The 13,477-nt window shown below is 48.8% G+C and carries 12 protein-coding genes; 11 read left to right on the top strand and 1 reads right to left on the bottom strand.

What is annotated here, in order from left to right:
• The first annotated feature begins 3 nt into the window (after window positions 1-3).
• The 6 genes from AB7C91_RS09550 (at window position 4) to AB7C91_RS09525 (ending at window position 6,837) form a co-directional block, all read left to right on the top strand.
• Window positions 4-213: a helix-turn-helix transcriptional regulator gene (locus AB7C91_RS09550; protein ID WP_332447024.1), complete on the top strand. Its 210-nt coding sequence runs from the start codon at window positions 4-6 to the stop codon at window positions 211-213.
• Window positions 214-694: 481 nt separating this feature from the next.
• Window positions 695-2,485, top strand: a complete 1,791-nt coding sequence (locus AB7C91_RS09545) for an adenine deaminase (protein ID WP_428590959.1) — start codon at window positions 695-697, stop codon at window positions 2,483-2,485.
• A gap of 158 nt (window positions 2,486-2,643) precedes the next feature.
• The gene (locus AB7C91_RS09540) at window positions 2,644-4,050 is read left to right on the top strand and encodes a xanthine/uracil/vitamin C permease (RefSeq protein WP_332447026.1); all 1,407 of its coding nucleotides are present in this window, start codon (window positions 2,644-2,646) and stop codon (window positions 4,048-4,050) included.
• A 12-nt stretch (window positions 4,051-4,062) separates the two neighbouring features.
• Entirely contained in the window at window positions 4,063-4,326 is a 264-nt protein-coding gene (locus tag AB7C91_RS09535; protein ID WP_428590956.1) for a hypothetical protein, read from the top strand.
• Window positions 4,323-6,056 carry an adenine deaminase gene (gene ade, locus AB7C91_RS09530; RefSeq protein WP_428590953.1) on the top strand — a complete coding sequence of 578 codons (1,734 nt, stop codon included), beginning with the start codon at window positions 4,323-4,325 and terminating at the stop codon, window positions 6,054-6,056. Before AB7C91_RS09535 ends, ade begins: the two co-directional genes overlap by 4 nt.
• 148 nt (window positions 6,057-6,204) lie before the next feature.
• Window positions 6,205-6,837, top strand: a complete 633-nt coding sequence (locus AB7C91_RS09525) for a GyrI-like domain-containing protein (protein WP_332447029.1) — start codon at window positions 6,205-6,207, stop codon at window positions 6,835-6,837.
• A gap of 8 nt (window positions 6,838-6,845) precedes the next feature.
• Here the strand turns inward: AB7C91_RS09525 and AB7C91_RS09520 are convergent, their stop codons facing one another.
• Window positions 6,846-7,235 carry a VOC family protein gene (locus AB7C91_RS09520; RefSeq protein WP_332447030.1) on the bottom strand — a complete coding sequence of 130 codons (390 nt, stop codon included), beginning with the start codon at window positions 7,233-7,235 and terminating at the stop codon, window positions 6,846-6,848.
• 192 nt (window positions 7,236-7,427) lie between these two features.
• On the opposite strand from AB7C91_RS09520, the gene AB7C91_RS09515 reads away from it, so the two are divergent.
• From AB7C91_RS09515 to AB7C91_RS09495, 5 genes are all read left to right on the top strand, one after another.
• Window positions 7,428-8,432, top strand: a complete 1,005-nt coding sequence (locus tag AB7C91_RS09515) for a LacI family DNA-binding transcriptional regulator (RefSeq protein ID WP_332447031.1) — start codon at window positions 7,428-7,430, stop codon at window positions 8,430-8,432.
• A gap of 278 nt (window positions 8,433-8,710) precedes the next feature.
• Window positions 8,711-10,027: an ABC transporter substrate-binding protein gene (locus AB7C91_RS09510; RefSeq protein WP_428590949.1), complete on the top strand. Its 1,317-nt coding sequence runs from the start codon at window positions 8,711-8,713 to the stop codon at window positions 10,025-10,027.
• 72 nt (window positions 10,028-10,099) lie between these two features.
• Complete coding sequence (locus AB7C91_RS09505; RefSeq protein WP_428590946.1) at window positions 10,100-10,993, top strand: carbohydrate ABC transporter permease; 894 nt, start codon at window positions 10,100-10,102, stop codon at window positions 10,991-10,993.
• Window positions 10,983-11,816 (top strand): carbohydrate ABC transporter permease, encoded by an 834-nt coding sequence (locus AB7C91_RS09500; RefSeq protein WP_332447034.1) that lies wholly within the window; start codon window positions 10,983-10,985, stop codon window positions 11,814-11,816. Before AB7C91_RS09505 ends, AB7C91_RS09500 begins: the two co-directional genes overlap by 11 nt.
• Window positions 11,817-11,857: 41 nt before the next feature.
• On the top strand, window positions 11,858-13,477 hold a 1,620-nt coding region (locus AB7C91_RS09495), incomplete at its 3' end, for a TIM-barrel domain-containing protein (RefSeq protein WP_428590943.1).

The raw sequence follows: 13,477 nt of genomic DNA, 5'->3' as shown, positions 1-13,477 counted from the left end.
AGTATGAGTATCATCATCCGTCTGGACAGGGTGCTGTCCGACCGAAAAATGTCACTTACCGAGCTCTCCAGCGCAGTTGGCATCACCATCGCGAATCTCTCAAATCTCAAGACAGGCAAAGCGAGTGCCATTCGTCTCAGTACGATGGAAGCAATCTGCAAGGCGCTCGATTGTCAACCGGGGGACTTGTTCGAATATCAGATGGATGACTGACGGTGGTTTGTTCGTTGCACCGTGTATATGCAAATTAATTGATAGGTGGTAAAATATTCCTAAATAGGTATGAAATTGATGTAAATATCTGAATTCTACTGGAGATATGGGGAAGAAAATTGCTGTTTGCATCACATTTTTTCCTTTACAAATAACAAAATCCGTCCTAACACTATATCTATAATTCCGTGGCAGCGGAGATGCAGGACGGGAAGCCTGGTCCATGTCGTTGATATGAAGCCGCTGTTTCTCAAATCCAATACACAACGTATCAAGCAGGTAAGGAGGCCTGGTTCGTGGCTGTATGTCACCTTGTGCGGCCAATCCACAAAATTCCACAAGTGTTGGAGCAGGACGGGAAGCCTGATTTGTAGTAATACCTCCACCTTACCCTATTCGTCTGGATACGTACTGCGGGACGGGAAGCCCGGTTCGCCGAAAGGCCGGAGTATCTGAATTTTGATCGATTGGAGGATTCACGATGAAACGAACAATTGAGAACTTGAGGCAGGTAATCCGTGCAGGTCGTGCACAAATTCCTGCCCAAACAGTCATCCTACATGGAACGTTGGTCAATGTCATGACCGCGGAAATCTATCCTGCGGATGTCGCAATCTATCAAGACATGATCGTTGGAGTAGGGGATGTGTCATCCTATATTGGGGAAGACACCGCCATCATTGATGCTTCGGGCCGCTATCTGGTTCCCGGACTCATTGACGGACATATTCACAGCGAGTGCAGTAAACTCAGTATCACCAGTTTCGCGAAGGCGATTGTCCCTTCAGGTACCACAAGCATGATTTCAGGCTTGGATGAGTACATCTCTGTTGCCGGATTGGAAGGGTTGCAGGAAATTTTCAAAGAAATCGAACTGAGTCCCCTGAAAGTTTTCTGGGGTGCACCGTACAAGACACCGTATACCTTTCCTACCTCAACAATCGCCTGCAATATCACGAAAGACGTGCATGCACAGGTGCAGACGTGGCCGCAGTGTTTTGGTGTTTGGGAGACTGTCCGGGAAGCAGTGCAGGAGCTTGATGAGGATACGCTTGGCGCTCTTTCTCTTTCCTTCAAGAATCGGCTCCCGATTTTTGGATGCGCCCCGATGGCCAGAGGAAATGATTTGAATGGATATCTTTGCAGCGGAGTGAGGCTTGATCATGAAAGTTATGATCATGAGGAAGTGGTGGAAAAACTGCGCAAAGGTATGCATATGGTTATCCGAGAATCTTCGGTAACCCATTTTCTCAAGGAAAACATCCGTTCGGTCACTGAGGTGAATCCGGCTCTTGCCCGACGGGTGAGTTTCTGCACCGATGATGTGACGGCAAAAGACCTGGTGGAAAAAGGGCATGTCGATCACTTGGTACGACTTGCGATAGAGGCTGGAATTGATCCGATTACCGCCATTCAGATGGGTACGATAAACAGTGCGGAAGCCTATCGGATCGACCATCTTGTCGGCTCCATCTCGCCGGGACGAATCGCCGACATTCTATTGGTTGATGATCCAGCATCGTTCAACGTGAAAACCGTAATTGCCAACGGTACATTGGTGGCACAGGACGGAAAGCTGACGTATGAACTCAAAGCCCCAAAACGGAGCAGCCGTTTGTCCAGTCCTCTTAGGTGCAGGATGACTACTGCCCAGGATTTTGAATATCGGGTAGATATTGCCAATGGGAAGGCAGAAGTCCTTTCCATGGATGTGAAAGGCCCCTTTGTGCGTAAGCGAAGAGATGTCATGCTCGATGTTGTGGACCACGTGGTCCAACCTGACAGAGAGCAGGATGTGTCGATGGTATCGGTTTTGGAGCGATTCGGGATCAATGGGAACAAGTCGCTTGCCTTCTGTTCCGGTTGGAAATTGAAGGCTGGAGCAATGGCATCTTCTGCGGCTCCTGATGACAACAATCTCATTGTTCTGGGTACCAATGCCCTCGATATGTCGATTGCCGTCAATCATTTGATAGCAGAAGGCGGCGGGCAGGTGGTGGTGAAGGACGGAAAAGTAATCGATTTCTTCCCGCTGCCGGTGGGTGGCATCGTCTGTGATCTCGATCCGAAGGAGGTGTCTGATCGGGAAGAACAGATGGATTCGGCTGCGCGTTCACTTGGATGCACCTTGCCCGAACCCTTGATGTACATGTTCTTCCTGCCGATCACGGCAATTCCAGATTATGCGATTACCGACATTGGTCCGATTGATTGTATTGCCTTGGCAACTTTTAATCCGATTCTTTCTCTTCATGAACACACAAAAGGATGACAAATATGGAACGAACTCTTGGATATTCTGGATTGTTCCGGCCGGGAGATCTCGGCGGAGTTGTGTACTCGTATTTTGGGAACTTAATCAACTTCATTATTATAGCCTATGCACTAAAAGGTATAGGTTGGCCTGATTCCATTATTTTTGGGAGGGTCTTGCCCGGGCTATCGGTCGGGTTGATGGCGGGCTGTCTTGCCTATGCTTGGCAAGGGTATCGGTTGGCGAAGAAAACAGGGCATCACGATGTGACCGCCCTCCCTTCAGGGGTCTCCACACCGGCTATGTTCGTCTATCTGTATGGGGTTATCTATCCCTTGCATTATTCCGGGCTCTCCCCTGAAGTTTGCTGGATGGCTGCTACCGCCGCCTGTTTCCTTGGCGGGTTTATAGAGATGATCGGAGGATTCGTAGGCCCCTTTATCCGGCGCTTGATCCCTCGGGTAGCCATGCTGGGAACGGTGGCTGGCATCGGTTTGGTCTGGATGGCTACGGCTGGTTTGTTCGAGGTGTATCATGATCCGATTCTTGGTATGCCGGTGGTGATCATCGCCATCATTGGATTGATCGGAGGGTATGTATTCAAACGTAGGATTCCAATGCTTCTGGTTTCGGTGGTGTTCGGTATCGTCTGGGCGTTGGTGCTTGGACGAGTCCAGGTGGATACCTCGACTTTGGGTGTTTCGCTTCCTCTTCTTTCCGTCACCGCAGTGCTGAAGGGCTTTCGCTACATCATTCCCTTCTTGAGTGTCATCATCCCCATTGAGGTCTACAATTTCATAGAAACCATGGACAATGTGGAGTCGGCTATTGCCGCCGGGGATGAATACAATGTAGGACATACCCAGATCATTGACGGTGTGTGCACCATGATCTCCGCCCTCTTCGGTTCCATTGTTCCGAATACCGTGTGGTTGGGGCATGCAGGATTGAAGAAAAGTGAGACCGGGATTGCGTATTCCTGGATTTCTGCAATCCTGTACGCGTTGTCATCGGTTTTCGGTCTGTATGGTTTGATGAATTCCTTGATGCCTGCTGTTGTTGCTTCCATTACGTTCCTTTGGTGTGCCATGCTGATGTTGGTCCAGGCATACACGGATGTCCCGCGTCGGTATGGGGCTGCATTGGCCATTGCACTGATCCCCCATGTTGCCGATGTGCTGTTCACCTATGTTCGGGATGCGTTGGGAGCATTCGGCATATATCTGGAAGAGACCATGACGATGAACAGTACCGATGAGATTTCCCAGGCTATGATCAACTACGGTGTGGTGTGGAAAGGTGTGGTCGCCATGCATAGTGGGGCCATCATCACCAGCATTCTCTGGGCTTCTGTAGTCGCCTTCATCATCGACCGGCGGTTGGACAAAGCGGCACTCGGTTTTCTGGTTGCTGCACTGCTTGCATTCTTCGGTTTCATCCACTCCCCGGCTTTGGTGATGGGAATGGGTACGATGAGTTTCCCGTATGCCGTGGGGTATGTGCTTGCAGCTGCAGTATGTTATGCGATTCATCTCAGTCATGAAAAAATCATGGATGTGCCTCGTCGGTACGACTACGTCTAAGGAGAAAGTAGTATGGATGTTAAATGCGTGCGTGTCTTGCGTTCCTACGAGGATGTTCCTCTTGATGAACATTCAATTTATATCGATGAGTCTGCCCGGTATGCTTTGATCAAGCAATTTGGGGATCGGGTGATGGTACGTGGCAGAAGGGATGTCAAGGATGTGGAGATCAAGCCGTTGCGCCCTCTTGATCAGGACGGGTTCATCGCCCGTGCCGGTCAGGCGCTCATCGATCAACTATTTATTGAATATGGGGAGGAGGTCCAACTGCTGTGACGGATACCGAGAAATTGAAACGATTGGTTGATGTCGCCGCAGGTCGTCTTCCTGCTGATCTTGTCATCAAGCAGTGCAAGGTTGTTGATGTATACAGCGGCGTCATCACGGAGACGGACATTGCCGTTTGTGACGGTGTCATCGCGGGCTTGGGCTCATATTCGGGTATCGAGGAGTTTGATGCCCAGGGACTGTATGCAGCCCCTGGGTTCATCGACAGCCATATTCATATTGAATCGTCCTACGTTACTCCTGAGGAGATGGGGCGTTTGGTGGTCCCCTACGGAACCACCACCATCATTGCCGATCCACATGAGATCGTGAATGTCTGTGGGATCCCCGGGCTTTCATATATGCTGGATGCGGCGAATGAAACGGCATTGGATATTCGGTTCATGATTCCTTCCTGTGTACCGGCGACACCATTTGAACACTCCGGAGCCCGGATTGACGCAGATGCAATGCGAAAACCCATCGTTGATGATCGCATCCTCGGGGTGGGGGAATTCATGGATTTCCCCGGAGTAGTGTCTGCTCAGGAAGGAGCGCTTGAGAAACTTCTGCTCGCCCGAACGGTAGGCAAGCTGGTGGATGGGCACAGTCCTGGATTGTCGGGAAAAGATTTGAATGCCTATGCCGCCACCTTGATTCATACCGATCATGAGTGTTCGACTGTTGATGAGATGCAGGACCGCATTGCACGGGGCATGTATGTCCTGCTTCGGGAAGGCTCGGCCTGTCATGAGCTTTCCAAGCTTATGAAGGGTATAACCCCATACAACAGTAAGCGTTGCTTGCTCTGTAGCGATGACCGCCAGCCCAAAACCATCTTTGAGAAAGGCCATCTGGATGAACATCTGCGGATGCTGGTGCAAGGGGGGATCAGCCCGATTGTTGCTCTGCAGATGGCTAGCCTGAATGCAGCGGAATGCTTCCATTTGTATGATCGTGGTGCCATCGCGCCCGGACTGAAAGCGGATATCGTCCTGCTTGAGGATCTTGGGGAATTCAAGGTAAGGTCGGTTTACATCGGGGGAAAATGTGCTGCCAAAGATGGTGTATATCAATTGCCGGTGCATCGACACAGCATCGAAGCAGTGCGTGGCAGTTTTCATGTGAAGGATTTCTCGAAGCAGAAATTGGAGTTGGCTCTGCATTCTGATTTGGTGCATACCATCGATATTCTTCCTGGAAGTGTCGTCACAGCAAAAGGACAAGTACGGGTGAAACGTGATCCAATGGGTCGGTTTCTGTACGATCCAACTCTGGATGTCGTAAAGGTGGCTGTAGTTGAGCGTCATCAATCCACGGGAAATGTTGCCCTTGGTTTGTTGCGTGGGTATGGGATCAGGGAAGGGGCCATTGCGATCTCCATTGCACATGATTCGCACAATATTATCGTTGTTGGTGTCGATGACGATGATATGGCCTATGCGGTGGAGACCTTGATCGAGCAAAACGGCGGAATGGTATTGGTAAAGGAAGGATCCACACTTGCCGCAATGCCGATGCCGGTAGGCGGTATCATGAGCGACCAGAGTGGCGAGTGGGTGGATGCGAAACTTACCGAACTGCATGAGGTTGCCTACCGGCAATTGCATGTCAATTCGGATGTGGAGCCGATTATGACCTTGTGTTTCATGTCCTTGGCCGTGATCCCTGAGATCAAGCTGACCGATATGGGGCTCTTCGATGTGACAACCTTCTCATTCATTCCATTGGAAGTCTAACACATGGGAGGGGCAGGGATTCCTATCCCTGCTTCTCCGATTCACAAAGAAGTTTCGTTTTTTTCTTCATTTGTTCTTCAAAGCTTGCGATATTCCATACATGAGAGTATGCTGAGCTTACTGTGGACGTACAGGAAGGAGTGGGTGTATGGCCTTTGATTTCAAGAAAGCATACAAGGAATTCTATCTCCCCGCCCGCAAACCGGAAATCATCAAGGTTCCTGCCATGCAGTATCTGGCATTTCAGGGAACCGGTGATCCCAACGAGGAAGGAGGCCCCTACCAGCGAGGCATCACCTTGTTGTATGCCGTTGCCTATACCTTGAAGATGAGTGGTCGCAGTGATCATCCGATCGAAGGATTTTTCGAGTATGTGGTTCCTCCTCTGGAAGGATTCTGGTGGCAGGATGGTATTGCCGGGATGGATTACCAAAAGAAGAACCTGCTTTCGTTCATCTCGCTGATCAGACTTCCAGAGTTTATCCGGCAAGAGGATGTAGCGTGGGCGAAGACGGAAGTGCTGCGCAAGAAAAAACTCGATTGCTCAGAAGTAGAATTGCTGCAGTTCGAGGAAGGACTATGCGTACAGGCCATGCACATCGGCCCGTTTGATACGGAACCCGAGACAGTAGCGATCATGCATGCATTCATGGATGCAGAACAGTATACTTTGGATTTTACTCAGACACGCAGGCATCATGAGATCTACCTATCCGATCCTCGCAAAGTTGCCGGTACACAGCAAAAGACAGTTATCAGGCATCCGATCAGGAAATGCTGATACGCAGATCAAAGATATTGTGAGAACTCGATTTTTTCCTTGTTCGGACCTTCTATGGTGAAGAACTTGACTCCATGCGCAAAGAAGGGAAGTGATTGGATGCCGTTCTCAAGTTCAGGGTAGCCGAGGTCCCGTACCAATGCAAAGACGGCATCAATATCGCTTACATTGAGGGCAACGTGGTCGATCGCCCCATGCTGCATGTTCGCCTGGTTGTTCTCATACGTCTCAATCACCACATTCCCCAGTTTGAGAAACGTGACTTTTTCCTTATTGTGTTCCGTGGCATACAGGACTTCAAACCCTAATGCTGTGTAAAAAGCTTTGGTTTTCTCCATGGAATTCGTGGGAACTCCGATGTGCTGAAGGCCAAGTACCAGACTTTTTATTGATTTCATGGTGTATCCTCCCGTTTTCTCGACAAAAGCTTGCCGATCATCGGTTCCAGTCTGGCACCGTACTGCTGATTTTGCAAGATTTGCCGGATACAACGGGATCAGAACCGCTCAATTTTCAATTAAACCGGTTGACGAATTGAATTATTCACCTTAAACTCATTTAAGCGTTTAACAATTCGTTGAAAGGAATATATGAAAAAAGTAACCATTGAGACAGTTGCACAAAAAGTCGGAGTTTCTGCGGCAACCGTTTCTTATGCGCTATCTGGGAAACGAAAAATCAGCCAAGAGGTGACGGACAAGATTCTGAAGGCTGTTGAAGAATTGGATTACCGTCCAAGTATTACCGCCCGGAATCTGGCAAGCAACAAGACGTGGACAGTAGGCCTGTATGCTTCCCCTTCGCAGAATATCCGTGAGGATTATTTTTTCAATAATATCCTGGCAGGGGTGCTTGATGTCCTCCATGTCAAGAAGTATCAGATACACCTCTATGCCGATTACCTGAATGAAAAGACAAAAAATCATCCTGATCTGAACCTGACGCAGCCGATTGACGGGGCTTTGATCATGAATCCACGCATCAATGATGTCTATATCAATCACATTCGGCAAAGGAACATACCGTATGTGGTCATCGGTACACCAAATGAGCGGGAAGATTCCTTCTATGTAGATGCTGATGTGACTGCAGGTTACTATGCAATAGTGAATTACCTTATCAAAAAAGGGCATAGGAAAATAATTCTGGTCAACGGATCGATCGAATATACGCAAAGTGAGAAGCGTAAGATCGGGTACATGATGGCATATCATGACAACAATGTACGGTATTCGGATGCATGGATCATCAATGTTCCCATGCTGGAGGAAGAAGGGTATCGTATCTTCATGCAAACCATCAAGGATATCCCCGATTTTACCGCTGTCGTCACTTTCAACGATACCATTGCCGTTGGTGTTCTCCGGGCTCTGAAGGAGAACAACCTCCAGGTGCCTTCCCGGGTTGCCGTGGTAAGTGCCGGCAATACCATGATTACCCGTATTCATTCCCCTGCCATTACAAGTTTGGATATGGGAGCATACGAGATAGGATCGAAAGCAGCTGAATTGTTGGTTGATGTCATAGAGAAGAGACGTATCCAGCCTTCCCATGAGATTATTCAGACCCGGCTTGTCGAACGAGAGAGCAGCTGACCCTCCGTATCCGCTCTGTTCAGCTTCCGGCTAAAACGTGTTGAATTATCCTTGACAGATACAAGATAGTACCCCTATAGTAATTTAAGCGGTTAAATTAAAAATGCATAAAAATAATGTTTAGCGTTTATATTGCATTTTTCATGATAGGCCGGATCCCTTCCGTTTTCATGCAATGCAAGCCCTGATGGGAGGATGGGATATACTGGCTTGATGTGGGGGCGAACGTGAACAGTAAAGCATTCAACATCCATGTTGATGTGCAATAGGAGGAATGTATGAGAGTCCGAATCAAGGTTGTGTGTCTCGTTCTTTTGGTTTTGCCGTCCCTGATGCTCTGGTCTGCAGGAACCAAGGAGGCAGGTGCAGCGCAGAATGCGGGTAACGCGGTGGTTACCATTTGGGACTTCAAGTATGGTGATGTCCAAGGTGTGCAACCTGCAATGAAAAAAATCGATGATCTGATCATGCAGAACAATCCCGGGCTTACGATCAAGCATGTTGGACAGCCGAACGACAATTATTACCAATTGGTCCGCGCGGCGGTACAAGCAGGAGAAGGCCCTGATGTGGTAATGTTCCATGGTGGAGTCCAGGCGTATGAGTTTGATGACTATACCATCGCCTTGGACAAGTATATCGAGCCATGGAGATCAGAAATCTCAGAGTTCAGCTGGGCATATTGCTCTTCAGGTGGTGATGCCGCCAAACCCGTTCACATGGTCCCGTTGACGACCCAAGGTTTTGGCATTTATTACAACAAGGCATTGTTCAAACAGGCCGGTCTGGATCCTGACAAGGCCCCCACTGATCTCGATGCCTTCTTGGCAGCTTGCGAGAAGCTGAAAAATGCCGGCATCGTACCTATTGTAGCTGGGCTGCAGGGAAGCCCGTATTCCATTGACTTTCTGTTCCGGTGTTTTGTTGCTAACATCTATGGTCCCGATGTGAAGGACCTTGGAACAGGAAAGCAAAATTTTGCAGGCAATGCAGCATTCAAGCGGGCTGCAGAGATTGTGCAGGAATTGTTCAAGAAAGGCTATATCGATCCCGCGGGTACGTCGACCCCCTATTTCATGGATGCCGCCAACAATTTTGCTGCTGGAAAGGGCGCCATGTTCATTGGTTTGCTTTCTGATGTATGCCATTGGAAAGTGTTCGGCGATGCATTGGGAAAGGATGGGGTCGGATATTTCCCGACCATCAACTTCCCCCAGGCGAAGTACAAGGACCAGCAGGTCGGCCAGCCGGCAGGAATCGGCTACAGTGTGATGAAGTGGTCGAAAAATCCTGAAGCAGCCATGAAGGTGGTGGAAGGATACGCTCGTGGCGAAGGCAATGCCATTTGGATGGGAATGACCGGAGCATTGTCCCCGAACAAGAATGTTGACATCAAGAGTTTGGGATATCCCTTGGTGGCTGAAATCTTGCAGAGGCCGTTTGTCTTGGATTTCAATACACTCTTGTTGAACGAGGATGCGAATGGCAATTTCGACCGATATTGCGCTCAAGCGTTTGTCTCCAATGAGATCAGTCTCGACAAGTTCATTGAATCTTCCCAAAAGATGTTGAATAACGTTCAGAACAGCAAGTAATTGGTTATACGATGGGTTGCTTGGAATTGAAATTTGTATTCCGGCAACCCATACTTTTGCAAGGGGCAGCATGTGAGAACTCAACCATCCAAAATAAAGAGCGAGTTGTTGGAACCGTATATGCTTGTGGCGCCATTGCTTGTGCTCTTGCTGGTATTCATCCTTTATCCTGTGGTTGCCAATGTGTACCTTAGTTTCTTCAAATGGAAAGGAATGGGGAAGGCGACCTTCATCGGGTTGGAAAATTATACAGCCATGTTCAAGGATGAAACGTTCTGGACCTCCATCAGGAATACGTTGACCCTGTTGCTCTACATCCCGCTGGGGGTCATGCTCCCCCTCCTTATTTCTGCAGTGTTGCGGGAAGGTTTGAAAGGGTGGTCGTTGTTCAGGGCGATCCTCTATATTCCGAACATTCTCGGGTATGTAATCATGGGAATGATTTGCAGCATCATGTTCAGGAAATTGGGTCCGTTGAATAATGTCCTGTCAGGTCTGGGCTTGCATTTCCTTGCCCTTGACTGGTTGAGCAACCCGAAATTGGCGCTCAATACGCTCGGTTTGGTGTATGGGGTCTGGCTGCGTCTGGGCTTTGGATGCATCTTCTTTCTGGCAGCGATGAGCAGCATTGATGAGGCATTGTATGATGCCGCGAAAATCGATGGTGCTCTTTGGTGGTGTACTTTTTGGAATGTCACCGTTCCTTCCATCCGATTTTCCATCGAGTTCTGGGTGGTTCTGTCGTTTATAGAAATTCTCGCGCGTGCATTCTCCTTCATATATACCTTCTCACGTGGAGGTCCTGGTTTTGCCACATTCACCTTGGAATATGGAATCTATAATGAAGGCTTCATTGCGTTCAACATGGGATATGCGAGTGCCTGGGCGAGTGTTTTGTTCCTGGTCTGTGCAGTCATCGCATTCTTTCAGGTCGCGCTGATGAGGAAGAATTCAGATGTTCAATAGATACCAAAGAACCGTCAAATCGATCATGTATCTGGTGCTGGGGATATTTGCCGTATTGGCTCTTTACCCGTTGTTCTTCATCTTGATCACCAGCTTGAAAGATGCTTCAGAATACGTAAACAACAAGTTGTTGCTCCCACAGGCCCCGACACTCGGCAACTTTTCGTATGTTTGGGTGAAAGGGCATATGCTCAAATATTTTTTGAACAGTTGCCTTCTCATCCCTTCCGGGTTGCTGTTGTATCTATTTGTTTGCATTACCGCAGGTTTTGCGTTTGGAAGATTGCGGTTCCCATTCCGCCTTCCTTTGTTTCTTGCTGTTTTGTTTCTCATGATTTTCCCCCAGATGTTGCTTTCCATCCAAATTTTCCAAATTTGCCGGAAATTGCATCTGGTCAATAATTATCTCGGATTGATCTTGGTTTGGGTGGCATATTTCGGGCCGTTCGGGACCTATATCATGACCACATATTATGCCACCGTGCCCATGGAAATAGTCGAGTCAGCCCGATTGGATGGTACCGGTGTATACCGGATGTTGTATTACATCATGGTTCCCATAGCAAAGCCCATGCTCGTAATCATCATCATCATCGGAACCCAATCCATGTGGAATGAGCTGCCGTTCTCTTTGCTGTTACTCCAAACAGAAGGGTTACGGACGATTACCCAGGGCATCGGGATGCTTCAGGGGCAATATGGGCTTGATGATACCATCTTATCCGCCGCCATTTTGTCTGCTTCCCTGGTTCCTTTGCTCTTGTTTGCTTTTTTTCAACGGCAGATCACCATGGGAGCGTATGGTGGTGCGGTCAAAGGATGACGTCTCTTTGAATCTCGATGCAAGAAAGGTTGAATACTCGTATGAAACAAAAGAATCGGTTTGTATTTGATATGTTGGACCAGGATGCCCCGGAGGCACAGAGGGAGTCGATCTACCGATCCGGCATGCCGTGTTCAGTCCGGGATTCGGAAGCGGGCACAGTCATTGAACTTCCTTTTTTCCAACAGGAACTGAAGAATCTGTTTCTTCACCTAAAAACTCCCGAAGTTGTAAAAAAAGCTTATATGGTGGTACGTGCATATGGCCCCTCCATTGTTCGATTGACGGTTTCGAAGAACGGGCAACTCCCTGATGACCAGAAGAACCCAATGTTTGCATGGGACCCCTCACTGAAACGAGAATTGCTTCATGCAACGAAGACGGATGCAGGGTGGGAATTGTTTGACTCACAAGACGACATGCGAATGCGCATCAATACCAAGCAACGTCCAATACAGGTATGGAGTACGCTGCAACCTGAGCCACCGCAGACCTTTGATGCACAGGTGCTGGCCGATGGCAAGGTGTCGGTACCCTTCATAGCATATGACGATTTTTTCCCTACACAATCGGAATCCTTCAGTTTGGCGTTCGTTGAACGGGATGCTGCTGTTCATCGATGGGCATATTCATTACATGCTGGACAGAATGAAAAATTTGCCGGCACCGGCGAACGTTTTGCGTCCATGAATCTCTCTGGCAGGACGTTTGTTCTGGAAAATACTGATGGACTCGGGGTGAACAGCCGTCGCGCGTATAAAAACGTGCCCTTCTACCTCTCCAGTACAGGATATGGGCTTCTGATCATGACTTCCGGTTCTGTGAGACTCTCCTTGGCAGATATCTCGAGTCGTGCCGCCCAAGCGGTGGTGGAGGATGACGTATTGGATCTGTTCTTCATCGGAGGGGGGTCGGTTGAGCGGATAGTCAACAGTTATCGGATGATCACGGGATTCCCTGCCGATGTTCCTTTCTGGTCGTATGGGACGTGGATGAGCCGGATGAGCTATTTCTCCTCTGATGAGACCCGGGTTGTCGTGCAAAGGATGCGCGACGGCAAGTTCCCTTGCGATGTAATTCATATCGATACCGGTTGGTTTGAGAAAGATTGGAAATGTGAATGGGAATTCAGTCATACCAGATTCCCGGAGCCCGAATCGTATCTGAAAGAAATGGAAGCACAAGGGATCAAGATAAGTCTTTGGCAACTTCCTTGTATTGCAAAAGATACCAAGCATTATGCGGTAGCACAAAAGAACCGTTATATAGCTGAGAAAAGTGAGCATGTCGTGTTGGGATCAAATTTCAGTGAAGTGGAATTCGATGGAAACATTGACTTTACCAATCCAAAAGCGGTGCGGTGGTACCAGGATTTGCTTGCCCGTCTCCTCAAGCTCGGGGTTGCGGTAATCAAAACTGATTTCGGTGAGGTGATCGAAGAGCATGCCGATTATTATGGTTTGCCGTATCGGCTGCTCCATAACCTGTATGCGTTGTTGTATCAGAAGGCTGCCTATGAGATCAGTAGACAGGTGAAAGGGCCTGGACAGGCGATGATTTGGGCAAGGGCAGGCTGGATCGGGTGTCAAAGGTACCCGGTGCACTGGAGTGGTGACAGCGCATGTTCCTGGGATGGGATGGCAGGATCGCTTCGGGGCGGA

It is taken from the genome of Sphaerochaeta sp. (assembly GCF_050256055.1).
Taxonomy (GTDB): Bacteria; Spirochaetota; Spirochaetia; order Sphaerochaetales; family Sphaerochaetaceae; genus Sphaerochaeta.
Note: the sequence above shows the minus strand (reverse complement) of the source record. Positions and strands in the feature narration are given on the sequence as shown.

What these genes read in the sequence shown, in the direction of transcription:
- AB7C91_RS09550 (WP_332447024.1), top strand. Translation starts at nt 4, where the DNA reads ATGAGTATCATCATCCGTCTGGACAGGGTGCTGTCCGACCGAAAAATG.
- AB7C91_RS09545 (WP_428590959.1), top strand. Translation starts at nt 695, where the DNA reads ATGAAACGAACAATTGAGAACTTGAGGCAGGTAATCCGTGCAGGTCGT.
- AB7C91_RS09535 (WP_428590956.1), top strand. Translation starts at nt 4,063, where the DNA reads ATGGATGTTAAATGCGTGCGTGTCTTGCGTTCCTACGAGGATGTTCCT.
- AB7C91_RS09525 (WP_332447029.1), top strand. Translation starts at nt 6,205, where the DNA reads ATGGCCTTTGATTTCAAGAAAGCATACAAGGAATTCTATCTCCCCGCC.
- AB7C91_RS09520 (WP_332447030.1), bottom strand. Translation starts at nt 7,235, where the DNA reads ATGAAATCAATAAAAAGTCTGGTACTTGGCCTTCAGCACATCGGAGTT.
- AB7C91_RS09515 (WP_332447031.1), top strand. Translation starts at nt 7,428, where the DNA reads ATGAAAAAAGTAACCATTGAGACAGTTGCACAAAAAGTCGGAGTTTCT.
- AB7C91_RS09510 (WP_428590949.1), top strand. Translation starts at nt 8,711, where the DNA reads ATGAGAGTCCGAATCAAGGTTGTGTGTCTCGTTCTTTTGGTTTTGCCG.
- AB7C91_RS09500 (WP_332447034.1), top strand. Translation starts at nt 10,983, where the DNA reads ATGTTCAATAGATACCAAAGAACCGTCAAATCGATCATGTATCTGGTG.